Here is a 25,329-nt window from a genome sequence, read left to right on the forward strand (position 1 = left end):
GTCATTTAATATTTTTATTAAGTGATAAAATATAATATATGAATCGAGGGTGTAAAATGTCTTACAAAGAAGAACCATTTTTCAAAGAAATGTTAATTAATGAACATTTATATTTTGCTTCTAAAAATAAAAAAATAGTACGTTTAACGAAAAATGAACAATTATATGTAACTGTTTGGACTGATGATGAAACGGCGAAACAATATTTAAATGATAATGACATTAGTTATGATAAGATAGTGAAAATAGATTTAGACCGTTTTGTCGCATATGATTTAGATGAATTATTTGATGAAACAGATAAAGTACTCATAGATATAACTAATGAACAGAGTGGAAAACTAGTCAATATTTATGAAATTTCGAGAGAGTTAATGTCTGAACTTGATAAAATTAGAATTAAAGAATTTGTTAAAGATGTTGCTAAATATGACCATGTTTATGGTCTGACAAATAAAAGTGAAAAGAATTTTATCTTAATTGAAGATGATAGAGAAAATAAACCTCAAATTATGCCTGTATGGAGCTTGAAGAAAAGAGCGCAAAAAGTAAAAGAAGAAGATTTTGAAGAATGCGATTTAATTGAGATTGAGACAAGTGTATTTGACGACTGGCTTGATAAATTACGCGATGATGACAAAGCGGTAGGCATAGATTTAAAACCTGGTGTGATTGGTACAGTGGTATCCGCACAAAAATTATCAAATGAAATGACAACCTAATTGAATAGTATATTTGCTAAGATAAAAAGGAGTGAATTGAAATAAATAAGTTTCAATTCACTCCTTTTATGAGTTAATGATCTAATGTTAAATGTAAAGCACCTATAGCTCCAGAGAACGCACCATGCTCAATATAATAAGGTTTAAATCCTCTCAATACAGTATAATCTTCTATGACTTTACGTAATAATGGGTTGTTATTAAATGAAGATCCTATGTAAACTACATTTTCTGTTTGATGTTCTCGAGCAACAGTAATTGCCATTGTGGTAATCACTTCGCCAACAACACCAACTACAGAAGCGAGTTTATTTTCAATTGAAAAATCTTCATTCACATGATGTAAGACATTTCCAAAATTAGCTGCAGTTAAGTCGCCAGGAATAGGGGGTTCACAATCTTTATAGATATGTTTTACTTTCAAGTCTATTGAATCCCTGTCACCATTTTGAGCTAAATCTGTTAATTGTTTATAATCTGTTACTTGGCTTAATAAATAACCTAAACCTTGTATCATTCCGCCACCAGTACCGATACCGCCTACGCGTTGTTGTTGCTCACCGTCATAATAATGAAGAGACGTACCTGTTCCAACATTAGCAAAAATATATTGATTGATGTCATGTCCTTGTTCATTTAGTAGAATTCCAAGCCCTTTTGAAGCAGCATCAAACTCAACATATATTTGTGTTGGTTTGGAGATGTGTTCTGCAATAATACTTGCTTGACCTCCAGTTAAGCTTAAACTTTCAAAATCGATTTCATTTAACCATTTTATTACTTTATCAATATTGACAGTTAATTCAGTGTGATATTCACGTTGGTGTTCAGATTCTTGAACGATTTTGATTAACGTTCCACCAGCATCGATTCCTATTTTCATATTACTCCCACCTCAAATCAAAAATGCATCACCCATAATAGTATAATAAATTAAACGAAATACAAGAGTTTATTTCATATTCAACTTAAAATACAAATTTATCAAACGTATTGCATTATTTATTAAGTTGAAGTTAGACCTATTAAATGAACTGTTCAATTAAGACAGTTATATTTAAAATGATAATTTAAGTGTAAGTAATTTCGATTAATATGAGAAATAGTATTACAATAGGGTAAAGTAATATATAATAAGTGAGTATTAAATGAATAGGGGATTGACTTATGACTACAAAAAAGCAATTTGAAGATATTACAATTCAAGTTTTTGAAGAGCGATACCGTGAAGATATATTAAATTTTGAATTGAGTGAAAGACAACAAATATATTCTTCCTTGCCTAAATCAGTATTAGAAGAGGCACTTAATGATGAAGACCGAGTTGCTAATATAGCTAAAAATAGCGAAGGGGAAGTTGTCGGTTTCTTTGTTTTACATCAATATTATCAACATGAAGGCTATGATACGCCAGAAAATGTCGTCTATGTACGATCATTATCAGTAAATGAGCGATATCAAGGGCATGGATACGGTACTAAAATGATGATGTATCTACCTCAGTATGTCCAAACACTATTCCCAGATTTTAACCACTTATATTTAGTGGTCGATGCTGAAAATCAATCTGCTTGGAATGTATATGAACGTGCAGGTTTTATGCATGCAGCTACTAAAGAGGAAGGGCCAATTGGAAAAGAACGATTATATTATTTGGACTTGGATTCTAAACATGTATCCTCTTTGAAACTAGAAGAAAATGAGTCTTCAGAAGAGGCGAATATTCATTTAATCAATTTACTTAAAGATGATGAAAAAGTTGGTTTCATAGGTATTGAACAAGTTGAAGACCGTATGCGTATTTCAGGCATTGAAGTAAATAAAACACATCGGAATGAAGGTATTGCTGAAAGCGCGTTAAGACAATTACCAACCTATATACGTAAACATTTTGATAATATTAAAGTATTATCCATTACACTATATGGAGAAAATAACGAATTAAGTCCATTATGTATTAATAGTAATTTTGTAGAAGTAGAACAAGCAGAAGATTATATTTTATTTGAAAAGTATATAAATTATTAACAGAGATTGCGTAAACACCGATTGTCATTTATAATTTATTTTTGTTACTATTAATTAATGAAATTTGACCAACTTATTTAAGATAAAAATCCTTTGAAAGGAAGTATTTTATAATGAAAATTAAAGATTATACAAAAGAAATGGTAGATGAGAAATCATTTATTGATATGGCTTATACGCTTTTAAATGAAAAAGGCGACACAATGAATTTATACGATATTATCGATAAATTTAGAGAATTAGGTAATTATGAATACGATGAAATCGAGAATCGTGTAGTACAATTCTATACTGATTTAAATACAGATGGTCGATTTTTAAATGTTGGTGAAAACCAATGGGGTATTCGTGATTGGTACTCAGTAGATGATATTGAAGAAAAAATCGCGCCAACGATTCAAAAATTTGATATTCTTGATGATGATGACGAAGAAGATAAAAACCTTAAATTATTAGGTGAAGATGAAGCGGATGACGATGATGATATTCCAGCAGTCACAGATGATCAAGAAACATTAAATGATCCTGAAGATGAACAAGTTGAAGATGATATTAATGAAAATGATATTGTCATTGACGAAGAAGATGAAGACGAAGATGACTTCGACGATGAGGAAGATGACGAAGAATATCAAAGTTAAATTTCTAATTGACTTTTATCCTAAAAATGATAGAATTTTATTTGGGCTCCTTTAAATAGGACACGTGTATAAATGTAATACGCTCCCCTTACTGATATGTGAGAGGGAGCTTTTTTTATTTTTAATTAAACAAGATTCCAATGAGGTAATTAATATTGTAGAATAAGTATTATTTAAAACGAATGATTAAATAGACTATGATATAAAACGAATCAAAGTAAATCGCACGTATACATCGTTCCTCATAAACTAAATACATACTTAATTTAAATGCTTTATTAAAAATTCAGGAGGTCAAATTATGACAAAGTTTATATTTGTAACAGGTGGCGTAGTTTCGTCTTTAGGTAAAGGAATTACTGCTGCATCATTAGGTAGATTATTAAAAGATAGAGGTCTTGAAGTTACGATTCAAAAATTTGATCCATACTTAAACGTTGATCCAGGTACTATGAGTCCATATCAACATGGTGAAGTATTCGTTACAGATGACGGTGCTGAAACAGATTTAGACTTAGGTCACTATGAACGTTTTATTGATATTAATTTAAATAAATATTCAAACGTAACTGCTGGTAAAGTATATTCTCACGTGCTGAAAAAAGAACGTCGCGGTGATTATTTAGGTGGAACAGTGCAAGTTATTCCACACATTACAAATGAAATTAAAGAACGTTTATTATTAGCTGGAGAAAGTACAAATGCAGATGTAGTTATCACTGAAATTGGTGGTACAACAGGTGATATTGAGTCTCTTCCATTTTTAGAAGCAATTCGTCAAATTAGAAGCGACTTAGGTAGAGAAAATGTAATGTATGTACATTGTACATTATTACCATATATTAAAGCTGCCGGTGAAATGAAAACAAAACCAACACAACATAGTGTTAAAGAATTGCGTGGTTTAGGTATTCAACCAGACTTAATTGTAGTTCGTTCAGAATATGAAATGACTCAAGATTTAAAAGATAAAATTGCATTATTCTGTGATATTAATAAAGAAAGCGTTATTGAGTGTCGTGATGCAGACTCACTTTATGAAATCCCGTTACAATTGAGTAAACAAGATATGGATGACATTGTCATCAAACGTTTACAATTAAATGCTAAATATGAAACTCAATTAGATGAATGGCAGCATTTACTTGATACTGTAAATAGCTTAGATGGTAAAATTACTATCGGTTTAGTAGGTAAATACGTAAGCTTGCAAGATGCTTATTTATCAGTCGTTGAATCACTTAAACATGCAGGCTATCCTTTCAAAAAAGATGTCGTTGTTAAATGGATTGATTCAAGTCTTGTAACAGATGATAATGTTGAGAGTTATTTATCAGATGTAGACGGTATCTTAGTACCAGGTGGATTTGGTTTCCGTGCAAGTGAAGGTAAAATTTCAGCTATTAAATATGCACGTGAAAACAATGTTCCTTATTTTGGTATTTGTTTAGGTATGCAGTTAGCTACAGTAGAATTTGCACGTAATGTATTAGGTTTAGAAGGTGCACATTCAGCAGAGTTAGATCCAAGTACACCACATCCAATCATCGATTTATTACCAGAACAAAAAGATATTGAAGATTTAGGTGGCACATTAAGATTAGGTTTATATCCATGTGCAATTAAAGATGGTACGTTAGCACATTCTATTTACAATGAAAATAATATTGAAGAAAGACATCGTCATAGATACGAATTTAACAATAATTATAGAGAACAATTAGAAGCTAATGGCATGGTATTCTCAGGTACTAGTCCAGATGGTAGATTAATAGAAATGGTAGAAATTCCTGAAAAAGATTTCTTTATTGCTTGTCAATTCCATCCAGAATTCTTATCAAGACCTAACAGACCTCAACCAATATTTAAAGCTTTTGTTGAAGCATCATTAAAACATCAACAAAAATAATACGAAAAACACGCCAGGACATAAATCTCAAAATAAAAGCACTAAGATGATTTATTTTAATCATCTTAGTGCTTTCTTTATACCCAATACTTCGTATTGTATGGCTTCGCATTCTGAGGGTACAGTTTCAGCCAGAAATACTACACAGATAAATCTGTGAGAATTTGTAAGGTCTTCAACTAGTACTGTTCCCTCAGGAGTCTTGCCATAAATACTACGTATTTATAAGTAACTTTACATTTAAAATACTAAAAAAGTAATTTCTATATTATTTCAATAGAAATTACCTTTTTTCACTTGTCGAAGAATTTTATGTTCAGCGTTTTTTTGATAAATATTTTATAATTCTAAATCACGTGTCATTTCGATCATTTGTGTATAAATGTCGTAATAAATGTAGTTAAACGCGATAGGGTGAGGTTGAACAATTTTATCGTAGTCTTCAGTGTAAACGATAGGTCTTGGGGTAGATAAATTGATGAAATGCATTAAATGCTCTGGAAAGTCATCACTTTTTGGGCGATTACATATAAGGACAAAATCAACATCTAAATCAATTAATTGTTGAACATCTTTTTCAACGTCATCGTTGTATGTAGGAGAAAATAAAAATACTCTATCAGTCGTATCTAAATCATTCATATGTTTTAAATCTGCTAATGCACGACTGGATTTTAATTTTTCATTACTATTCAATATAAAGTCTTCGTAAAATTTTAAATCTTCATATCCTTTAATATATACATGACCTTCGCCACCAATAGCTTGGACTAAGCATTGAGCTCCCATTTGTATATCTAAAGACTGTTTTTCGATCCTATCGAAGATGCCAATTAATTGTGTATTGAGTATTTTTGACATAATTAACCTCCATTCTATTCATTAAAATATTTTAAATAAACGTCTCATTGAATGCAATGATTAAAAATAATTTTAATTGTATACGTTTGCAAAATGAGATGTAGTAAGGATTGTGAAAATTGTAAATTTTAAATCATCTATTCGAATGCAATTAAGGATTAAGTTTGTTATAATGAGTTTGAAAAATACGTGCATAAGCACTCAAGGAGGAACTATAATGCCTTTAGTTTCAATGAAAGAAATGTTAATCGATGCAAAAGAAAATGGTTATGCAGTTGGTCAATACAACTTAAATAACCTAGAATTCACTCAAGCAATTTTAGAAGCTTCACAAGAAGAAAATGCACCAGTTATTTTAGGTGTATCTGAAGGTGCTGCTCGTTACATGAGCGGATTCTACACTGTAGTTAAAATGGTAGAAGGATTAATGCATGACTTAAACATCACAGTACCAGTTGCAATCCATTTAGACCACGGTTCAAGCTTTGAAAAATGTAAAGAAGCTATCGACGCTGGATTCACTTCAGTTATGATTGACGCTTCACATAGTGCATTCGAAGAAAATATCGAAATCACTTCTAAAGTGGTTGAATATGCTCACGAAAGAGGCGTATCAGTAGAAGCTGAATTAGGTACTGTTGGAGGACAAGAAGACGATGTAGTAGCTGACGGTGTTATCTACGCAGACCCTAAAGAATGTCAAGAACTAGTTGAAAAAACTGGAATTGATACTTTAGCACCTGCTTTAGGTTCAGTTCACGGTCCATATAAAGGCGAACCTAAATTAGGATTCAAAGAAATGGAAGAAATTGGTGCATCAACTGGATTACCATTAGTATTACATGGTGGTACTGGTATCCCAACTAAAGACATTCAAAAAGCAATTCCTTACGGTACAGCTAAAATTAACGTAAACACTGAAAACCAAATTGCTTCAGCAAAAGCTGTTCGCGATGTATTAAACAATGATTCTGAAGTTTACGATCCACGTAAATATTTAGGACCTGCTCGTGAAGCTATTAAAGCAACAGTTAAAGGTAAAATTAAAGAATTCGGTACTTCAAACCGTGCTAAATAATTAATATCAATGAACAAGCCATTAAACTTAGGTTTAATGGCTTGTTTTTTATGCTATAATTATTACGTATTTTATAAGGCAAACGTCATTTTTAAATAAAAACAAATAAATCGCATGAGGTAAAAGTAAATAACATTTTAATCATATTTATTGGTGTATATTGAATAAAATGGCTATGATGTTTTAATATTTATGAACTATTTTACAAATAAAGTAAAACTATTTTATAATGCAAATAATGTGAAATTTTAATAAACGATAGAAACAAAGGAGATAAAAATATGGCTCAAGAAGTAATCAAAATTAGAGGTGGAAAGAAGCTTAATGGTGAAGTAGAGATAAGTGGTGCGAAAAATAGTGCAGTAGCAATTATTCCGGCTACTTTATTAGCTCAAGGGCAAGTAAATTTAGATGGATTACCACAAATCTCTGATGTAGAAACACTTGTAAGCTTGCTAGAAGATTTAAATATTAAAACTAAATTAAATGGTAAAAAATTAGATATTGATACCACTGAAATAGAAAACGCGCCACTTCCAAATAACAAAGTTGAATCTTTAAGAGCTTCATATTATATGATGGGTGCGATGCTCGGTCGTTTTAAAAAATGCGTTATTGGTCTTCCGGGTGGATGTCCTTTAGGTCCCCGTCCAATTGATCAGCATATAAAAGGATTTAAAGCTTTAGGTGCTGAAATAGATGAATCAAGTAATACATCAATGAAAATTGAAGCTAAACAATTAAAAGGTGCAAATATCTTTTTAGATATGGTAAGTGTTGGTGCCACTATTAATATTATGCTAGCTGCAGTACATGCAGAGGGGCAAACGGTTATAGAAAATGCAGCAAAAGAACCAGAAGTAGTGGATGTAGCTAACTTCTTGATTAGTATGGGAGCACAAATTAAAGGAGCAGGTACAACAACAATTAAAATAACTGGTGTTGATACATTACATGGTACTGAATATCAAGTGATTCCTGACCGTATAGAAGCAGGCTCATATATGTGTATGGCAGCAGCTGCTGGTGAAGAAGTAGTCATCAATAATATAGTTCCAAGACACGTAGAAGCTTTAACTTCTAAATTAAAGGAAATGGGTGTCGATATTGAGTTGAACGACGAAAAGGTTATTATCAGAAAGAATGAACCTTACCAAAGCGTTGATATTAAAACATTAGTATATCCTGGTTTTGCAACGGATTTACAACAACCCATCACACCTTTATTATTTATGACTAAAGGGCCATCTTTTGTAACTGATACGATTTATCCTGAGAGATTTAAGCATGTTGAGGAGTTACAACATATGGGAGCGGACATTAATAAAGATAATGGTACTGCGACGATTAAACCTTCAAAACTTAAAGGAGCAGAAGTATATGCAAGTGACCTAAGAGCAGGGGCTTGCTTAATAGTAGCAGGTTTAATTGCCGAAGGTGTAACGACTATTTATAATGTGAAACATATTTATCGTGGCTATACACAAATCGTTGAGCATTTAAAACAATTAGGTGCAGATATTTGGACTGAAACTATTTAAAAAATGTGGTATAATTAATATACTTAAAATTATAAGCACTTATTTAAGTGCATTAGTATTAAGATATTAGAGTGAGAGGTGAGTATCATGGAAGTTTGTCCTTATTTAGAAGAAACTTTTAAAATTTTAGGACGCAGTTGGAATGGCTTGATTATTAATTATTTATCAAGATGTGAAGATCAATCTGCACATTTTTCCGATTTGAAAAGAGACTTAAAAACAATCACGCCTCGTGCACTAAGTATAAAATTGACTGAATTAGGAGATTGGGGTTTAGTAGAAAAAAGAATAATTTCTACTAGTCCGGTTACTATTATTTATGAACTAACTGATAAAGGACGTTCATTAGCCGCATCTTTAAAACCAATTGAAGAATGGGCTCAAAATAATATAAATCTTGAACCAGAACCTGAAACTGTTAAATAGTACTTATAAATTGTACTACGTATAGTTTCTAAACCATTAAAATACTTAATTGCATATAGTATTTGATGGTGTGATTGATTTTTGAAAGAGATTGGGACATAAACGTTTAGGATTAGAACAACATTATTAAGTGTTTGTTAAAAATCCTGCTTCGGAAAGCATTGATTGTTTGTCTGAAGTGTTTAACTTTTATGTCTCTATCTCTTTTTTTGTTACTTAATTTTAAAAAAAGTGAAAACAAAACAAATCAAGTTCAATTTAATATGATGAGCAGATATGTTTAACTTTTAATAAAAGTGGTTAGAATAGTTGTATAACAATTCTAAGGAGTGAAGTTTGATGAGACAATTCACTAAACAATATATAAATGGTGAATGGGTTGATAGTACTAGCGGTGAAACAATAGATGTAATTAACCCTGCAACTGAAGAAGTTATTGGCTCAGTAGCCAAAGGTAATGAAGAAGATGTTAACAAAGCTGTAGAAGCAGCTGATAATGTATATTTAGATTTCCGTCATAGTACGGTTGAATATAGAAGAGATTTATTAGATAAAATCGTTAAAGAATATGAAAATAGAAAAGAAGATATCATTCAAGCGATTACTGATGAATTAGGTGCACCATTATCAGTTTCTGAAAATGTACACTACCAAATGGGTCTTAACCATTTTACAGCAGCAAGAGACGCTTTAGATAATTTCGAATTTGAAGAACGTCGTGGTGATGATTTAGTTGTTAAAGAAGCGATTGGTGTGTCAGGATTAGTAACACCTTGGAACTTCCCTACAAACCAAACATCACTTAAACTAGCTGCAGCTTTTGCAGCAGGTAGTCCAGTAGTGTTGAAACCATCTGAAGAAACACCATTCGCAGCCGTAATTTTAGCTGAAATTTTCGATAAAGTAGGTATGCCAAAAGGCGTATTTAACTTAGTAAATGGTGATGGTGAAGGTGTAGGTAATCCACTTAGTGAACATCCAAAAGTAAGAATGATGTCATTTACTGGTTCTGGTCCTACAGGTTCAAAAATTATGGAAAAAGCAGCTAAAGACTTCAAAAAAGTATCACTAGAACTTGGTGGTAAATCACCATATATCGTATTAGACGATGTAGATATTGAAGCCGCAGCTAAAGCAACTACTGGTAAAGTTGTTAATAATACAGGACAAGTTTGTACTGCAGGTACACGTGTTTTAGTACCTAATAGTATTAAAGAAGACTTCTTAAAAGCGGTTAAAGAACAATTCAGTTCTGTTAAAGTAGGTAACCCTAGAGAAGAAGGTACTCAAGTTGGTCCTATTATTAGTAAAAAACAATTTGATCAAGTTCAATCATATATTGATAAAGGTATTGAAGAAGGTGCTGAATTATTCTATGGTGGCCCTGGTAAACCAGAAGGATTAGAAAAAGGATATTTCGCACGTCCAACTATTTTCATCAATGTAGATAATAATATGACTATAGCTCAAGAGGAAATCTTTGGACCAGTAATGTCAGTTATCACTTATAACGATTTAGACGAAGCTATTGAAATTGCAAATGATACTAAATATGGTTTAGCTGGATATGTTATTGGTAACGACAAAGACACATTACACAAAGTGGCTCGTTCAATTGAAGCTGGTACAGTGGAAATTAACGAAGCAGGTCGTAAACCAGATCTACCATTTGGTGGTTATAAACAATCTGGATTAGGTCGTGAATGGGGCGACTATGGTATCGAAGAATTCTTAGAAGTTAAATCAATCGCAGGTTATTATAAATAAATAAAGTTAAATCTGAATAAGGTTTAATATCAATCATGCCAATGTACAATATTGAAGAATATTTGTGCATTGGCATTTTTATATTAACTTTTCAAAAAATCATTTTGTATTTAAATTAAAAATTTGCTATAGTTATTCTAGTATTTAGAAGGTAATGAATTACATTAACGAAAAACTTTGAAATCATTTTCGTTCACTGTTCTATCATCATCTTTTTACCACAAAAAATAAGGAAATGGGTGCAAGTCTATGCCTGAAAGAGAACGAACATCTCCTCAATATGAATCTTTCCACGAACTATACAAGAACAACACTACAAAAGAACTCACTCAAAAAGCGAAATCTTTAAAATTAACTAATTACAGCAAATTAAATAAGAAAGAACTTGTACTAGCTATCATGGAAGCTCAAATGGAGAAAGATGGCAATTATTATATGGAGGGTATTTTAGATGATATCCAACCCGATGGTTATGGTTTCTTAAGAACTGTAAACTATTCTAAGGGTGAAAAAGACATCTACATTTCAGCAAGTCAAATTCGTCGATTTGAAATAAAAAGAGGCGATAAAGTAACAGGAAAAGTCCGTAAGCCAAAAGATAATGAAAAATATTATGGTTTGTTACAGGTCGACTTTGTAAACGATCATAATGCTGAAGAAGTAAAAAAACGTCCTCACTTCCAAGCGTTGACGCCTTTGTATCCAGATGAAAGAATTTTACTAGAAACAGAACCTAAGAATTATTCCACACGAATTATGGATTTAGCTACGCCTATTGGTTTAGGTCAACGTGGTCTTATTGTAGCGCCACCAAAAGCTGGTAAAACATCCTTACTAAAAGAAATAGCTAACGCAATTATTACAAATAAACCAGATGCTAAATTATTTGTTTTATTAGTAGGTGAAAGACCCGAAGAGGTTACAGATATTGAACGTTCTGTAGAATCTGCAGAAGTTGTACATTCAACGTTTGATGAACCACCTCAACATCATGTTAAAGTTGCAGAGCTATTATTAGAAAGAGCAAAGCGTCTAGTAGAAATTGGTGAAGATGTTATTATTTTAATGGATTCTATCACACGTTTAGCTAGAGCTTATAACTTAGTTATTCCTCCAAGTGGTCGTACTTTATCTGGTGGTCTTGATCCAGCTTCACTACACAAACCTAAAGCCTTTTTTGGTGCAGCTAGAAATATCGAAGCGGGTGGTAGTTTAACTATTTTAGCTACAGCACTAGTAGATACAGGTTCACGAATGGACGATATGATTTATGAAGAGTTCAAAGGAACTGGAAATATGGAATTACATCTAGACCGTAAATTATCTGAACGTCGTATTTTCCCTGCCATTGATATTGGTAGAAGCTCAACTCGTAAAGAAGAATTATTAATTAGCAAAGCAGAACTAGATACATTATGGCAACTTCGAAATCTATTTACTGATTCTACTGATTTTACAGAAAGATTTATTCGTAAGTTAAAACGTTCAAAAAATAATAAAGATTTCTTTGAACAATTACAAAAATCAGCTGAAGAAAGTACGAAAACAGGTAAACCTATTATTTAATGTTACAAAGGGTTGCGTTTTACATTAAATACTATTATAATTACACAGTATTGGGTAAAAAACTCACAAATAACTCTGTTCCAGATGGTTCAGGGCAAAGGAGCTGAAAACAATGAAACAAGGAATTCATCCTGAGTATCATAAAGTTATCTTTTTAGATACTACTACAGATTTTAAATTTTTAAGTGGTTCTACTAAAACATCTTCAGAAACAATGGAGTGGGAAGATGGAAATGAATACCCAGTTATTCGTTTAGATATTTCTTCTGATTCACATCCATTCTATACTGGACGTCAAAAATTCGCTGCTGCGGATGGTCGTGTGGAACGCTTCAACAAAAAATTTGGTCTTAAATCAAATAATAACTAATTTAAGTTTAGACTGTCTACGCCATTGTAATGGATTTGTAGGCAGTTTTTTTATTTTATAGTGAGAAATCAATCATGTTAATAATGCATTTTTACCGTAATTAATATATAACTTAAAGTGAGTGAAAAAGTATGATTGTTAATATAACATTTAAACAAGCAAGTCTAGTAAATAAGTTATAAGCAAATTTTCAAAAATGATTTAACGAATCAATTGTTAAAATAGCATTTATGAAATTTCAAAATATGATATAATTAAGCGATTATGTTTTGAAAAAAGGTGGAACGTTTAATGTATGAAACTTATCATTCCGGATGGATCGAATGTATTACCGGAAGTATGTTTAGTGGTAAATCAGAAGAACTTATTCGTCGTTTAAGACGAGGTATTTATGCTAAACAGAAAGTCATTGTTTTTAAACCAGCTATAGATGATCGTTATCATAAAGAAAAGGTAGTTTCACATAATGGAAATGCTATTGAAGCAATCAATATTGCAACAGCTAGAGAAATACTCATTCATGATGTATCACACGTAGATGTTATAGGGATTGATGAAGTTCAATTTTTCGATGAAAATATTGTAAGTATCATACAACAACTTGCAGATAATGGTCACAGGGTTATTGTAGCCGGATTAGATATGGATTTTAGAGGAGAACCCTTTGAACCTATACCTAAATTATTATCTTTAAGTGAGCACGTGACTAAATTACAAGCTGTTTGTGCAGTATGTGGTAGCCCTTCAAGTAGAACACAAAGACTTATAGATGGGCAACCGGCTAAAGCAGATGATCCAATAATTCTAGTCGGTGCAAATGAAAGTTACGAACCTAGATGTAGAGCACATCACATAGTGGCTCCAAGTGAAAATGAGAAGGAGGAAATGTAGTGTTTGATCAATTAGAAATTGTAGAGGAAAGATATGAACAATTAAATGAAATGTTAAGTGACCCTGATGTCGTTAATGATTCAGATAAATTACGTAAATATTCTAAAGAACAAGCAGATTTACAAAAAACTGTAGATGTTTACAGAAGCTACAAAAGCAAAAAAGAAGAATTAAGTGATATTGAAGAAATGTTGAATGAAACTTCGGATAAAGAAGAAGTTGAAATGTTAAAAGAAGAAAGTGCAACATTGAAAAATGAATTACCAGAAATGGAAGAACAACTTAAATTATTACTAATTCCTAAAGACCCTAATGATGAGAAAGATGTTATCGTTGAGATTAGAGCAGCAGCTGGTGGGGATGAAGCGGCAATTTTTGCTGGTGATTTAATGAGAATGTATTCTAAGTACGCAGAAATGCATAACTTCAAAACTGAAATTGTTGAAGCTTCTGAAAGTGATCATGGCGGTTATAAAGAAGTTAGTTTTTCAGTATCAGGTAATGGTGCGTATAGTAAATTAAAATTTGAAAATGGCGCACACCGTGTTCAACGTGTACCTGAAACAGAATCAGGTGGTAGAATTCATACTTCCACAGCAACCGTTGCAGTATTGCCAGAAGTAGAAGATGTTGAAATTGAAGTTAGAAATGAAGATTTGAAAATTGATACGTATCGTTCTAGTGGTGCAGGTGGACAACACGTCAATACTACCGATTCAGCAGTACGTATTACTCACTTACCAACAGGTATTATAGCTACTTCTTCAGAAAAATCACAAATACAAAACAGAGAAAAAGCTTTAAAAGTATTAAAAGCAAGATTATATGACATGAAGTTACAAGAAGAACAACAAAAATATGCTTCACAAAGAAAATCAGCAGTAGGTACAGGAGATCGTTCAGAACGTATCAGAACATATAACTATCCTCAAAGCCGTGTAACTGACCATAGAATTGGCTTAACTTTACAAAAATTAAGTCAAATCATGGAAGGAAATTTAGATGAAGTTATTGATGCTTTAACATTGTCTGAACAAACAGATAAATTGAAAGAATTAAACAATGGTGAGTTATAAAGATTATTTGGCAAACGCTATTTCTTTAGCAAAAGAGAAGGATTTTGAACAGACACGAGCTGAGTGGTTATTATTAGATACATTTAATTGGACACGAACAGATTATCTCATACATATGAATGATGAGATGTCTGAGGCTGATAAAGCTAAATTCGGATTGAATTTACAAAGAATGTTATTAGGTGAACCAATACAATATATTGTTGGTTTTCAATCGTTTTATGGACAACGTTTTAAAGTTTCTGATCAATGTTTAATCCCAAGACCAGAAACAGAAGAAGTCATGCTCCACTTTTTAAATTTATGTCAAAATGACGATACTATAGCTGATATTGGTACTGGTAGTGGTGCTATAGCCATTAGTTTGAAAATGTTAAAGCCTTCTTTAAAAGTTATCGCTACAGATTTATATGAGGATGCACTAGATGTAGCTCGCAGTAACTCAGAACAATTTGATGTGTATATTAATTTAATGCAAGGAAATGCTTTGAAACCATTGATTGAACAAAACATTAAACTAAACGGCCTTATTTCTAATCCACCATACATTGATGTGAAAGATGTAAAAGATATGTCTAAAACAGTTGTCGATTATGAACCGCATCAAGCTTTATTTGCTAAAAGTGAAGGTTATGCAATTTATAAGTCTATATTAGAAGATTTACCTAAAGTGTTACTTCCAAAGGCACATGTTGTTTTTGAAATTGGCTATAATCAAGGGCAAACTTTAAAAGAAATCGTTCATAACATGTATCCCGATAAAGAAGTAGCAGTTTATCAAGATATCAATCAACTTGATAGAATTTTAGAAATAAAATGGTAAATAAAAGTGATAATAGATAAGTTTCGTTGTTATTTTTATTCGTTTTAATATAAATATGCAAGGTTAATCAAAACTTGATGTATATTAAACGTCGTTATTAATGGGGTGGGAATGAGCATTCTTTCATGTATAAAATGAAAGACATAAAGCTATCCCACTCCTTTTTATTTTTAATTTAACTATGGGAAAGAGGTGTGATTTGAAATTGGAAACTAAGATATGGGATTTAAGAGAATATAGTAAAAATATCGAACAATATCCATATATAAAAGAGATCAAAGATGTCGTGTTAAATGGTGGTCTTGTAGCACTACCAACAGAGACAGTATATGGTTTAGGTGCTGATGCTACTAATCAAGAAGCGGTTAGTAAAATATATCAAGCTAAAGGAAGACCATCAGATAATCCGTTAATTGTACACATACATGATATTTCTCAAATGGATCGTTTCATTGATAAGTTAGACCCAAAAGTACGACAATTAATGGATGCTTTTTGGCCGGGACCTATATCATTTATCTTACCTCTAAAATCAGGATATTTATGTGAAAAAGTAACAGGTGGACTAAATTCTATTGCTGTAAGAATGCCTAGCCACTTGATTGGTAGGGGTTTATTACAATTAATTAATAAGCCTATAGCTGCACCAAGTGCAAATATTAGTGGTAGACCATCTCCTACAACCTTTGACCATGTATTTAATGATTTAAATGGTAGAATTGATGGCATTATAAATGGTGATCAAAGTGAAGAAGGATTAGAAAGCACTGTATTAGATTGTACACAGTATCCTTTTAGAATTGCACGTCCAGGATCAGTTACACAATCTATGATTGAAACAATTATACCTCATAGTATTGCACAATCAGATTTTAATGAAAGTGCTAAACCTATCGCACCTGGTATGAAATATAAACATTATTCACCAGATACTCCGATAACTATTCTTGAAGGATTAAGCCAGAAAATTCCAGATAATGATAAATGGAATCAAACAGCTTTCGTTGTTCCTAAAAGTTTAAGTCATTATTTACCTAAAGAATCTATTTTTATTAAATTATGTGAAGATAAAGATGATATCAAACAAGCAAATCATTTAATATATAGTATTTTACATGATATAGATCAGCGAGATGATATTGTTCAAGCATATATTTTTGGTTTTGAAAAAAATGATAACACTGAAGCTATCATGAATAGAATGTTAAAAGCTGCTGGAAATCAAATTGTTAATGAGGTGTCTTTATGAAATTAATATTTGTATGTACTGGTAACACTTGTCGTAGTCCCATGGCTGAAAGTATTGCACAATCAGTATTTAATAAATTAGACATTACCATTGAGTCAAGAGGCATATTTGCTATGGAACAACAACCTATTTCAAAGTTATCTGAAGAAATATTAACTGAAAATGATTTGCCTCAACCTTCATTAACACAGAGTTTTTCTAGAGAAGATATAGATGCTAATATTATTCTAACAATGTCTAAATCGCATAAGGACATTATATTGTCTCAATATGGTACTGATGCTCTTCCAAATGTATTTACTTTGAGTGAATTTGTAGGGGAAGTAGATGATATTTATGATCCTTATGGTGGAGACAAGTTTACTTATCAACAAACATTTAACCAAATTTATGACTTAATTATGAAAATCGACCCAAAAGTTCTGTTAGAGAATTATATATAATTAGTATATGTTACGCTTTAAATACGTTATAATAAGGGAGTATAGCAATTTTGCTATGTTCCTTTTTATTTTTTTAGGGGGGTGGGTTTCAAATGCAAGATTTTTCAATGTTGTTAGACGAATTAAAAGCAATGTCCTTTTTTAATGAAAATGAGATATGCTTGATTGGTTGTTCAACTTCTGAAGTTATTGGTCAGCGAATTGGTTCTGTTGGATCAATGGAAGTGGCTGAATCAATATTTAAAGAGTTAGAAAAAGTGAAACAACAGACAGGTGTTTCATTCGCATTTCAAGGGTGTGAGCATATTAATAGAGCAATCACTATTGAAAGATCCGATTTTAATCCACTAACAATGGAAGAAGTTACAGTTGTACCAGATGTTCATGCAGGTGGTAGCTTAGCTACATACGCATATCAACATATGGAAGACCCAGTTGTTGTTGAACATATTTCAGTTCCGAAAGGTATAGATATTGGTCAAACATTAATAGGCATGCACATTAAACATGTTTGTGTGCCAGTTAGAACTAGTATTAAGCAAGTGGGGGAAGCAATCGTTACTATTGCTACATCAAGACCTAAAAAAATTGGTGGCGAACGTGCAAAATATAATTAATTAGTTGAAAGAAGGGGATTATATGTCTTACATCGAAAAGCAAGATAAAGTGATTTTTGAAGCTATTGAGAAAGAGTTTAATCGACAAAATAATAATATTGAGTTAATTGCATCTGAAAACTTTGTTTCAGAAGCTGTTATGGAAGCACAAGGATCTGTATTAACTAATAAATATGCGGAAGGTTATCCAGGCCGTCGTTATTATGGTGGCTGTGAATTTGTAGACGTTACAGAATCAGTAGCAATCGACCGTGCTAAAGCATTATTTGGAGCAGAACATGTTAATGTTCAGCCTCACTCTGGTTCTCAAGCTAATATGGCAGTTTATTTAGTAGCATTAGAATATGGAGATACTGTTTTAGGCATGAATTTAAGTCACGGTGGTCATTTAACTCATGGTTCACCAGTTAATTTTAGTGGTAAATCTTATAATTTTGTCGAATATGGTGTAGATAAAGATACAGAACTTATTAATTATGACGAAGTACGTAGATTAGCAATTGAACATAAACCTAAATTAATTGTCGCAGGTGCATCTGCTTATTCACGTCAAATTGATTTCAAAAAATTTAAAGAAATAGCTGATGAAGTTGGCGCTAAATTAATGGTGGATATGGCTCATATTGCTGGTTTAGTCGCTGCAGGTTTACACCAAAACCCAGTTGAATATGCTGACTTTGTTACTACAACAACACATAAAACATTACGTGGACCACGTGGTGGCATGATTTTATGTAAAGAAGAATACAAAAAGGCAATAGATAAAACGATTTTCCCTGGTATTCAAGGTGGTCCTTTAGAACATGTTATCGCAGCAAAAGCAGTAGCATTTGGTGAAGCTTTAGACAATAATTTTAAAGTTTATCAAAAGCAAGTGATTAAAAATGCACAAACATTAGCGGATACCCTTTCAAAAGAAGGATTTAGAATCGTTTCAGGTGGTACAGATAATCACTTAGTAGCTGTAGACGTTAAAGGCTCTGTAAATATTACTGGTAAAGTTGCAGAAGAAACACTTGATAGCGTTGGCATTACTTGCAATAAAAATACTATTCCATTTGATCAAGAAAAGCCATTTGTTACAAGTGGTATTAGATTAGGAACACCAGCGGCCACTACTCGTGGTTTTGATGAAAAAGCATTTGAAGAAGTAGCAAAAATTATTGGTTTAGCTTTGAAAAATCATGAAGATGAAGCTAAATTAAAAGAAGCAAAAACGCGTGTATTAGCGTTAACTGAAAAATATCCTTTATATCAATAAAATACAAGGATATACAGAATATTGGAGGAAATGAAAATGAGTAAAGTACATGTATTTGATCATCCATTAATTCAACACAAATTGAGTTACATTCGTGATGCTCGTACTGGAACTAAAGAGTTTAGAGAACTAGTAGATGAAGTTGGTATGCTTATGGCATACGAAGTTACAAGAGATCTAGAGTTACAAGATGTTGAAATTGAAACTCCAGTAACTAAAATGACAGCTAAACGCTTAGCAGGTAAAAAATTAGCAATTGTACCTATTTTAAGAGCTGGACTAGGCATGACTGAAGGTATTTTAAGTTTAGTTCCTGCAGCAAGAGTAGGGCACATCGGTTTATATCGTGATCCTGAAACACTTAAAGCAGTAGAATACTTCTCTAAAATGCCTCAAGATATTGATGAGCGTGAAATCATCGTTGTGGATCCGATGTTGGCAACAGGAGCATCTGCAATAGAAGCTATTACTTCATTGAAAAACAAAGGTGCCAAAAATATTCGTTTCATGTGCTTAATTGCTGCGCCAGAAGGTGTTGAAAAAATGAAAGAAGCTCATGATGATGTTGATATTTATATTGCAGCATTAGATGAGAAACTTAATGACAAAGCTTATATTACACCTGGATTAGGTGACGCAGGAGATCGATTATTCGGTACGAAATAGATATTGAAAACGGAGATAGATACGTTTGAAGAAAAAAATTATGACTATATTTGGAACTAGGCCGGAAGCTATTAAAATGGCGCCACTAGTTAAAGCGATTGAAAACGATGAGCAGTTGGAAGTATGCGTGGTTGTTACGGCTCAACATAGAGAAATGCTAGACGCTGTATTAAAAACGTTTGATATTGTTCCTGATTATGATTTGAATATTATGAAAGAAGGACAGACACTTTCGGAAATAACTTCAAAATCAATGATTGAATTGGAATCTATCATCAAACATGTTAAACCTAATATGGTATTGGTACACGGAGATACAGCGACTACATTTTCAGGAAGTCTAGCAGCGTTTTATAATCAAGTACCAATAGGTCACGTTGAGGCTGGATTACGAAGTTATGATAAATATTCACCTTATCCAGAAGAAATGAATAGACAAATGGTAGGAGTACTAACTGACATTCATTTTGCACCGACTTTCAATGCTAGGAAACATTTGCTTGACGAAGGTAAGGATATAAACTCAGTTGTGGTAACTGGTAATACAGCGATTGACGCATTAAATTATACAGTTAATGACGATTATCATTCTGACATTTTAAATAGACATAAGAATAAAAGAATATTGTTATTAACTGCACATCGTCGCGAAAACATTGGTGAACCAATGGAACATATTTTTAAAGCTGTTAGAAAGCTTGTAGATGAAGATGAGTCACTCGTAGTTGTTTATCCAGTGCATATGAATCCTAAAGTTCGTGATATTGCACAACATATTTTAGGCAAACATGACAGAATAGAACTTATTGAACCTTTAGATGTTTTAGATTTTCACAATTTTGCTAAACAAGCGCATCTCATTTTGACAGACTCTGGAGGGATTCAAGAAGAAGCCCCTTCATTACACAAACCAGTATTAGTATTAAGAGATAATACTGAGAGACCTGAAGGTGTTGAAGCTGGTACATTAAAAGTAGTTGGTACTTCGATGAATAATGTCTATAAAGAAACCAAAAAATTGTTAGAAGATAAAAACCTTTACAAGAGTATGAGTGAGGCAAATAATCCATATGGAGATGGAAGCGCTTCTGATAGAATTGTAAATCATATCAAATATTATTTTGATTTAATAAGTGAAAAACCAAAAGATTTTAAACAATAAAAGATGTATACCGTTTAAATGTGGCTAATTTGTGACAATTTTAGCTTAAAATTCAACAACAATTTGAATAGAATTGACACCGTTGTAGGCGCTATATTATCATTTAGATTGTATGAGTGGAACGGTTTACATGATTGTATAAGACACTCGGAGGCAAACAAATGGGTCGTTTCTACATCATTTTCAAACAATATATACAATATTATCTCTATTTATTGATATTATTAGGTATATTGTATCTCTTTTCACCCCATCCTTTTTTATTAGGTTTGATTATTGGTACATGTGGATCTTTAGTTAATACATACATCTTTGAGATCTATTTATTTCATGCACAAAAAGCTGAGTCAAACCATATATCAACAGGAAATATGTGGAGATATTTAGTGGCTATTGTCGTGTGTATAATATGGTTTTTCTTTAAAGATCACATCAATATCATTGGGGTGTTAATAGGGCTAATGATTTCTTATATCGTAATCATCTGTCGCCCTCTACTTAATAGGGAGTAAAATTTAAAACGAAAGAGGTGAGAATATGGATCATAAAGACCCGAAAGTAAGTTTGGATATTTTCGGTTTTGACCTTGTATTTAACATGGCAAGTGTAATGATGGTGTTAATTACAGCAGTTCTCGTTTTTTTACTAGCAATTATTTGTACACGTAATTTAAAGAAACGACCAACTGGTAAACAGAACTTTATTGAATGGGTTTTTGACTTTGTTAGAGGCATCATCGAAGGTAATATGGCATGGAAAAAAGGTGGACATTTTCACTTCTTAGCAGTGACATTAATTTTATACATCTTCATTTCTAATATGTTAGGTTTACCATTTGCAATAGTAACTAAAGATCACTACTTATGGTGGAAATCACCTACCGCAGATGCAACAGTTACATTGACATTGTCAACTACTGTTATTCTATTAACATATTATTATGGTATTAAAATGCGTGGTACAAAGAATTATTTCAAAGGTTATGTTCAACCGTTTTGGCCACTTGCAATTATAAACGTGTTTGAAGAGTTTACTTCAACATTAACACTTGGACTACGTTTATATGGTAATATCTTTGCAGGTGAACTATTACTAAGCTTATTAGCTGGATTATTCTTCCAAGAACCAGCATGGGGTTGGATAATTAGTATACCTGGTTTAATTGTTTGGCAAGGATTCTCAATCTTTGTAGGTACAATACAAGCATATATCTTCATTATGCTTTCAATGGTTTACATGTCACACAAAGTGGCAGATGGACACTAAATTTAAAAATTATATACAATCTTAGGAGGAAAATTTATTATGAATTTAATCGCAGCGGCAATCGCAATTGGTTTATCAGCATTAGGTGCAGGTATCGGTAACGGTCTTATCGTATCTAGAACAGTAGAAGGTGTAGCACGTCAACCAGAAGCTCGTGGTCAATTAATGGGTATTATGTTCATTGGTGTTGGTTTAGTTGAGGCTTTACCTATCATCGGTGTTGTAATTGCATTCATGACATTTGCTGGATAAGACATTTATTTAAGGCGAAGTCTAATAGACTCTCGCCGTTCGTTTTATTTTTTATTGCTTAATGATTATTTTGACGAAAGGAGTGTCATGATCCCGTGACTGCAACAGCTAATATGTTCGTTATCGGTGCAGCTTCAGGCGTTGAATGGGGAACAGTGATAGTTCAAATTGTTACTTTCATTATCCTATTAGCGTTATTGAAAAAATTTGCTTGGGGTCCATTAAAAGAAATAATGGATAAACGTGAACGTGATATCAACAAAGATATCGACGATGCGGAACAAGCTAAGTTAAATGCACAAAAACTTGAAGAAGAAAATAAACAGACACTTAAAGAAACTCAAGATGAAGTTCAAAAAATTCTAGAAGATGCGAAAGTTCAAGCACGTAAACAACATGAAGAAATCATTCATGAAGCAAACGTTAGAGCTAATGGCATGATTGAAACTGCTCAAAGCGAAATTAATAGTCAAAAAGAACGTGCCATTGCAGATATTAATAACCAAGTATCTGAATTATCAGTTCTTATTGCTTCTAAAGTTCTTAGAAAAGAAATTTCAGAGCAAGATCAAAAAGAATTAGTTGAAAAGTATCTAAAAGAGGCAGGCGATAAATAATGACAAAAATCGCTGACAAATACGCAAAAGCATTGTTTGATGTTTCTGCAGATACAAATCAATTGGATAGCATTTATGAAGAATTAGAAACAATTAGCCATTCTTCATTCGATTACATTAATGATTTAAAAGCCATTGATAGCAATCCTAAACTTACATTACAAAAGCGTCAAAACTTTGTAGGAGAGGTTTATGGTAATGCTAATCAGTACATTGTTAATATGTTGAAAGTGCTAGCAGAAAATCGTCATCTTTCTCACATTGAAGATGTCTTTAAAGCTTTTCAATCACAATATAATCAACATAACAATCAAGATTTCGCATTAATAGAATCAACATATGATTTAAATGATGAAGAAATATCAAAAATTGTAGAACTAGTTAAACAACAAACAAACTTATCTAAAGTAATTGTTAGTACTAAAATTAATCAAGATTTAATTGGTGGTTTTAGAGTTAAGGTCGGCACGACTGTTATGGATGGCAGTGTTAAAAATGATCTTATTCAATTACAACGTAAATTTAAAAGAGCAAACTAATTAATAAAGAGGAGTGACATAGATGGCCATAAAAGCTGAAGAAATCAGTGCATTACTTCGCTCACAAATTGAGAATTATGAGTCAGAAATGTCCGTAACAGATGTTGGTACAGTATTACAAATTGGTGATGGTATCGCATTAATTCACGGATTAAATGACGTTATGGCTGGTGAGCTAGTAGAATTCCAAAACGGCGTGCTCGGTTTAGCACAAAACCTTGAAGAATCTAATGTTGGTGTGGTTATCTTAGGACCATACACAGATATTAGTGAAGGTGACGAAGTTAAACGTACAGGACGTATTATGGAAGTACCTGTAGGTGACGAACTAATTGGACGAGTAGTAAATCCATTAGGTCAACCTATCGATGGACAAGGTCCTATCAACGCAACAAAAACAAGACCAGTTGAGAAAAAAGCAACTGGAGTAATGGATCGTAAATCAGTTGATGAACCATTACAAACTGGTATTAAAGCTATCGATGCATTAGTTCCAATTGGACGTGGTCAACGTGAGTTAATCATTGGTGACCGTCAAACAGGTAAGACAACTGTTGCAATTGATACAATCTTAAACCAAAAAAATGAAGATACAATTTGTATCTATGTAGCTATTGGTCAAAAAGATTCAACTGTAAGAGCCAATGTAGAAAAATTAAGACAAGCTGGCGCTTTAGATTATACAATCGTTGTATCTGCATCAGCAGCTGAACCAGCGCCATTATTATATATCGCGCCATATTCAGGTGTAACAATGGGCGAAGAGTTCATGTTTAACGGTAAACATGTTTTAATCGTTTATGATGATTTAACTAAACAAGCATCAGCTTATCGTGAACTTTCATTATTATTACGTAGACCTCCAGGCCGTGAAGCATACCCTGGTGATGTGTTCTATCTACATAGTAGATTACTTGAAAGAGCAGCTAAGTTAAATGATGATTTAGGTGGCGGATCTATTACTGCGTTACCAATCATTGAAACTCAAGCAGGAGACATTTCAGCTTATGTTCCAACAAACGTTATTTCAATTACTGATGGACAAATTTTCTTACAATCTGATTTATTCTTCTCAGGTGTAAGACCTGCGATTAACGCTGGACAATCAGTATCACGTGTTGGTGGTTCTGCTCAAATTAAAGCGATGAAAAAAGTAGCAGGTACTTTACGTTTAGACCTTGCTTCTTATAGAGAATTAGAATCATTTGCTCAATTTGGTTCTGATTTAGATGAATTCACAGCTAAAAAATTAGAACGTGGTAAACGTACTGTTGAAATCTTAAAACAAGATCAAAATAAACCACTTCCTGTAGAAAACCAAGTATTAATTATCTTTGCATTAACTAAAGGATATTTAGACGATATTCCTGTTGAAGATATTACTCGTTTTGAGGATGAATTAAACCACTGGGCAGCTTCAAATGCGACAGAATTACTTTCTGAAATCAGAGAAACTGGTGCTTTACCAGATGCTGATAAATTTGATTCTGCAATTACCGAATTCAAAAAAAGCTTTAGTAAATCAGAATAATAAAGAATAGTAATTAAAGGTGGTGAG

At 32.4% G+C, this 25,329-nt stretch carries 27 protein-coding genes; 25 read left to right on the plus strand and 2 right to left on the minus strand.

The genetic code is table 11. From position 1 onward, the window contains the following. The first annotated feature begins 56 nt into the window (after window positions 1-56). Complete coding sequence (locus tag Q4528_RS10875; RefSeq protein ID WP_017636793.1) at window positions 57-722, plus strand: DUF2750 domain-containing protein; 666 nt, start codon at window positions 57-59, stop codon at window positions 720-722. A gap of 73 nt (window positions 723-795) precedes the next feature. Here the strand turns inward: Q4528_RS10875 and coaW are convergent, their stop codons facing one another. Continuing rightward, entirely contained in the window at window positions 796-1,605 is an 810-nt protein-coding gene (gene coaW / locus Q4528_RS10880) for a type II pantothenate kinase (RefSeq protein ID WP_017636792.1), read from the minus strand. 284 nt (window positions 1,606-1,889) lie between these two features. On the opposite strand from coaW, the gene Q4528_RS10885 reads away from it, so the two are divergent. The 3 genes from Q4528_RS10885 to pyrG all read left to right on the plus strand — a co-directional run bounded on the left by Q4528_RS10885 (window position 1,890) and on the right by pyrG (window position 5,300). Next, window positions 1,890-2,750, plus strand: coding sequence for a GNAT family N-acetyltransferase (locus Q4528_RS10885; RefSeq protein WP_029056173.1), 861 nt, complete (start codon window positions 1,890-1,892; stop codon window positions 2,748-2,750). Between the two features lie 113 nt (window positions 2,751-2,863). Further along, window positions 2,864-3,391 (plus strand): DNA-directed RNA polymerase subunit delta, encoded by a 528-nt coding sequence (gene rpoE, locus Q4528_RS10890; protein ID WP_017636790.1) that lies wholly within the window; start codon window positions 2,864-2,866, stop codon window positions 3,389-3,391. Window positions 3,392-3,692: 301 nt separating this feature from the next. Next, window positions 3,693-5,300, plus strand: a complete 1,608-nt coding sequence (gene pyrG, locus Q4528_RS10895) for a CTP synthase (protein WP_017636789.1) — start codon at window positions 3,693-3,695, stop codon at window positions 5,298-5,300. A gap of 339 nt (window positions 5,301-5,639) precedes the next feature. On the opposite strand, the gene Q4528_RS10900 is transcribed toward pyrG, so the two are convergent. After that, on the minus strand, window positions 5,640-6,161 hold the full coding sequence (locus Q4528_RS10900; protein ID WP_017636788.1) for a DUF2529 domain-containing protein: 522 nt from the start codon (window positions 6,159-6,161) through the stop codon (window positions 5,640-5,642). A gap of 217 nt (window positions 6,162-6,378) precedes the next feature. On the opposite strand from Q4528_RS10900, the gene fdaB reads away from it, so the two are divergent. The 21 genes from fdaB (at window position 6,379) to atpA (ending at window position 25,302) form a co-directional block, all read left to right on the plus strand. Further along, window positions 6,379-7,239, plus strand: a complete 861-nt coding sequence (gene fdaB / locus Q4528_RS10905) for a class IIb fructose-bisphosphate aldolase FdaB (protein ID WP_017636787.1) — start codon at window positions 6,379-6,381, stop codon at window positions 7,237-7,239. Between the two features lie 281 nt (window positions 7,240-7,520). After that, window positions 7,521-8,780 (plus strand): UDP-N-acetylglucosamine 1-carboxyvinyltransferase, encoded by a 1,260-nt coding sequence (gene murA / locus Q4528_RS10910; protein WP_017636786.1) that lies wholly within the window; start codon window positions 7,521-7,523, stop codon window positions 8,778-8,780. Window positions 8,781-8,867: 87 nt separating this feature from the next. Continuing rightward, entirely contained in the window at window positions 8,868-9,206 is a 339-nt protein-coding gene (locus tag Q4528_RS10915; protein ID WP_017636785.1) for a winged helix-turn-helix transcriptional regulator, read from the plus strand. 339 nt (window positions 9,207-9,545) lie between these two features. Further along, window positions 9,546-10,973, plus strand: coding sequence for an aldehyde dehydrogenase family protein (locus Q4528_RS10920; RefSeq protein ID WP_029056175.1), 1,428 nt, complete (start codon window positions 9,546-9,548; stop codon window positions 10,971-10,973). Between the two features lie 249 nt (window positions 10,974-11,222). Next, window positions 11,223-12,539: a transcription termination factor Rho gene (gene rho / locus Q4528_RS10925; RefSeq protein ID WP_072291873.1), complete on the plus strand. Its 1,317-nt coding sequence runs from the start codon at window positions 11,223-11,225 to the stop codon at window positions 12,537-12,539. A gap of 112 nt (window positions 12,540-12,651) precedes the next feature. Next, window positions 12,652-12,909 carry a type B 50S ribosomal protein L31 gene (locus Q4528_RS10930; protein ID WP_017636782.1) on the plus strand — a complete coding sequence of 86 codons (258 nt, stop codon included), beginning with the start codon at window positions 12,652-12,654 and terminating at the stop codon, window positions 12,907-12,909. 291 nt (window positions 12,910-13,200) lie between these two features. After that, entirely contained in the window at window positions 13,201-13,800 is a 600-nt protein-coding gene (locus Q4528_RS10935) for a thymidine kinase (RefSeq protein ID WP_017636781.1), read from the plus strand. Further along, entirely contained in the window at window positions 13,800-14,876 is a 1,077-nt protein-coding gene (gene prfA, locus Q4528_RS10940; RefSeq protein ID WP_017636780.1) for a peptide chain release factor 1, read from the plus strand. The genes Q4528_RS10935 and prfA overlap by 1 nt, the downstream gene beginning before the upstream one ends. Then, window positions 14,863-15,699 (plus strand): peptide chain release factor N(5)-glutamine methyltransferase, encoded by an 837-nt coding sequence (prmC, locus tag Q4528_RS10945; protein WP_046466899.1) that lies wholly within the window; start codon window positions 14,863-14,865, stop codon window positions 15,697-15,699. Before prfA ends, prmC begins: the two co-directional genes overlap by 14 nt. A gap of 205 nt (window positions 15,700-15,904) precedes the next feature. After that, window positions 15,905-16,948, plus strand: a complete 1,044-nt coding sequence (locus tag Q4528_RS10950) for an L-threonylcarbamoyladenylate synthase (protein WP_046466900.1) — start codon at window positions 15,905-15,907, stop codon at window positions 16,946-16,948. Next, entirely contained in the window at window positions 16,945-17,391 is a 447-nt protein-coding gene (locus Q4528_RS10955; RefSeq protein ID WP_017636777.1) for a low molecular weight protein arginine phosphatase, read from the plus strand. The genes Q4528_RS10950 and Q4528_RS10955 overlap by 4 nt, the downstream gene beginning before the upstream one ends. Before the next feature lie 92 nt (window positions 17,392-17,483). Next, on the plus strand, window positions 17,484-18,008 hold the full coding sequence (locus Q4528_RS10960) for a TIGR01440 family protein (protein WP_017636776.1): 525 nt from the start codon (window positions 17,484-17,486) through the stop codon (window positions 18,006-18,008). A 22-nt stretch (window positions 18,009-18,030) separates the two neighbouring features. After that, window positions 18,031-19,269, plus strand: coding sequence for a serine hydroxymethyltransferase (glyA, locus tag Q4528_RS10965; protein ID WP_017636775.1), 1,239 nt, complete (start codon window positions 18,031-18,033; stop codon window positions 19,267-19,269). Between the two features lie 36 nt (window positions 19,270-19,305). Then, complete coding sequence (gene upp, locus Q4528_RS10970; RefSeq protein ID WP_017636774.1) at window positions 19,306-19,935, plus strand: uracil phosphoribosyltransferase; 630 nt, start codon at window positions 19,306-19,308, stop codon at window positions 19,933-19,935. Window positions 19,936-19,975: 40 nt separating this feature from the next. Beyond that, window positions 19,976-21,097, plus strand: coding sequence for a non-hydrolyzing UDP-N-acetylglucosamine 2-epimerase (gene wecB / locus Q4528_RS10975; protein WP_046466918.1), 1,122 nt, complete (start codon window positions 19,976-19,978; stop codon window positions 21,095-21,097). A 161-nt stretch (window positions 21,098-21,258) separates the two neighbouring features. Continuing rightward, window positions 21,259-21,609 carry an ATP synthase subunit I gene (locus tag Q4528_RS10980; protein ID WP_081581205.1) on the plus strand — a complete coding sequence of 117 codons (351 nt, stop codon included), beginning with the start codon at window positions 21,259-21,261 and terminating at the stop codon, window positions 21,607-21,609. Window positions 21,610-21,634: 25 nt separating this feature from the next. After that, entirely contained in the window at window positions 21,635-22,363 is a 729-nt protein-coding gene (atpB, locus tag Q4528_RS10985; RefSeq protein WP_303521550.1) for a F0F1 ATP synthase subunit A, read from the plus strand. A gap of 39 nt (window positions 22,364-22,402) precedes the next feature. Continuing rightward, the gene (gene atpE, locus Q4528_RS10990) at window positions 22,403-22,615 is read left to right on the plus strand and encodes a F0F1 ATP synthase subunit C (RefSeq protein WP_001048816.1); all 213 of its coding nucleotides are present in this window, start codon (window positions 22,403-22,405) and stop codon (window positions 22,613-22,615) included. A gap of 95 nt (window positions 22,616-22,710) precedes the next feature. After that, window positions 22,711-23,232 carry a F0F1 ATP synthase subunit B gene (locus Q4528_RS10995; RefSeq protein WP_046466901.1) on the plus strand — a complete coding sequence of 174 codons (522 nt, stop codon included), beginning with the start codon at window positions 22,711-22,713 and terminating at the stop codon, window positions 23,230-23,232. Beyond that, on the plus strand, window positions 23,232-23,771 hold the full coding sequence (locus tag Q4528_RS11000) for a F0F1 ATP synthase subunit delta (RefSeq protein ID WP_017636770.1): 540 nt from the start codon (window positions 23,232-23,234) through the stop codon (window positions 23,769-23,771). The genes Q4528_RS10995 and Q4528_RS11000 overlap by 1 nt, the downstream gene beginning before the upstream one ends. Window positions 23,772-23,793: 22 nt before the next feature. After that, window positions 23,794-25,302: a F0F1 ATP synthase subunit alpha gene (gene atpA, locus Q4528_RS11005; RefSeq protein ID WP_017636769.1), complete on the plus strand. Its 1,509-nt coding sequence runs from the start codon at window positions 23,794-23,796 to the stop codon at window positions 25,300-25,302. The last annotated feature ends 27 nt before the right edge of the window (window positions 25,303-25,329 follow it).

Origin of the sequence: Staphylococcus pasteuri (assembly GCF_030547725.1) — a bacterium.
Lineage (GTDB): Bacteria > Bacillota > Bacilli > Staphylococcales > Staphylococcaceae > Staphylococcus > Staphylococcus pasteuri.

Bases quoted from the DNA above. Each gene is read 5' to 3' on its own strand.
- fdaB (WP_017636787.1), top strand. From the start codon at position 6,379: ATGCCTTTAGTTTCAATGAAAGAAATGTTAATCGATGCAAAAGAAAAT.
- atpE (WP_001048816.1), top strand. From the start codon at position 22,403: ATGAATTTAATCGCAGCGGCAATCGCAATTGGTTTATCAGCATTAGGT.
- rpoE (WP_017636790.1), top strand. From the start codon at position 2,864: ATGAAAATTAAAGATTATACAAAAGAAATGGTAGATGAGAAATCATTT.
- wecB (WP_046466918.1), top strand. From the start codon at position 19,976: ATGACTATATTTGGAACTAGGCCGGAAGCTATTAAAATGGCGCCACTA.
- Q4528_RS10980 (WP_081581205.1), top strand. From the start codon at position 21,259: ATGGGTCGTTTCTACATCATTTTCAAACAATATATACAATATTATCTC.
- prmC (WP_046466899.1), top strand. From the start codon at position 14,863: ATGGTGAGTTATAAAGATTATTTGGCAAACGCTATTTCTTTAGCAAAA.
- Q4528_RS10960 (WP_017636776.1), top strand. From the start codon at position 17,484: ATGCAAGATTTTTCAATGTTGTTAGACGAATTAAAAGCAATGTCCTTT.
- Q4528_RS10875 (WP_017636793.1), top strand. From the start codon at position 57: ATGTCTTACAAAGAAGAACCATTTTTCAAAGAAATGTTAATTAATGAA.
- rho (WP_072291873.1), top strand. From the start codon at position 11,223: ATGCCTGAAAGAGAACGAACATCTCCTCAATATGAATCTTTCCACGAA.
- Q4528_RS10955 (WP_017636777.1), top strand. From the start codon at position 16,945: ATGAAATTAATATTTGTATGTACTGGTAACACTTGTCGTAGTCCCATG.
- Q4528_RS10900 (WP_017636788.1), bottom strand. From the start codon at position 6,161: ATGTCAAAAATACTCAATACACAATTAATTGGCATCTTCGATAGGATC.
- atpB (WP_303521550.1), top strand. From the start codon at position 21,635: ATGGATCATAAAGACCCGAAAGTAAGTTTGGATATTTTCGGTTTTGAC.
- coaW (WP_017636792.1), bottom strand. From the start codon at position 1,605: ATGAAAATAGGAATCGATGCTGGTGGAACGTTAATCAAAATCGTTCAA.
- Q4528_RS10885 (WP_029056173.1), top strand. From the start codon at position 1,890: ATGACTACAAAAAAGCAATTTGAAGATATTACAATTCAAGTTTTTGAA.
- Q4528_RS11000 (WP_017636770.1), top strand. From the start codon at position 23,232: ATGACAAAAATCGCTGACAAATACGCAAAAGCATTGTTTGATGTTTCT.
- Q4528_RS10915 (WP_017636785.1), top strand. From the start codon at position 8,868: ATGGAAGTTTGTCCTTATTTAGAAGAAACTTTTAAAATTTTAGGACGC.
- Q4528_RS10930 (WP_017636782.1), top strand. From the start codon at position 12,652: ATGAAACAAGGAATTCATCCTGAGTATCATAAAGTTATCTTTTTAGAT.
- Q4528_RS10935 (WP_017636781.1), top strand. From the start codon at position 13,201: ATGTATGAAACTTATCATTCCGGATGGATCGAATGTATTACCGGAAGT.
- upp (WP_017636774.1), top strand. From the start codon at position 19,306: ATGAGTAAAGTACATGTATTTGATCATCCATTAATTCAACACAAATTG.
- murA (WP_017636786.1), top strand. From the start codon at position 7,521: ATGGCTCAAGAAGTAATCAAAATTAGAGGTGGAAAGAAGCTTAATGGT.
- Q4528_RS10920 (WP_029056175.1), top strand. From the start codon at position 9,546: ATGAGACAATTCACTAAACAATATATAAATGGTGAATGGGTTGATAGT.
- pyrG (WP_017636789.1), top strand. From the start codon at position 3,693: ATGACAAAGTTTATATTTGTAACAGGTGGCGTAGTTTCGTCTTTAGGT.
- atpA (WP_017636769.1), top strand. From the start codon at position 23,794: ATGGCCATAAAAGCTGAAGAAATCAGTGCATTACTTCGCTCACAAATT.
- glyA (WP_017636775.1), top strand. From the start codon at position 18,031: ATGTCTTACATCGAAAAGCAAGATAAAGTGATTTTTGAAGCTATTGAG.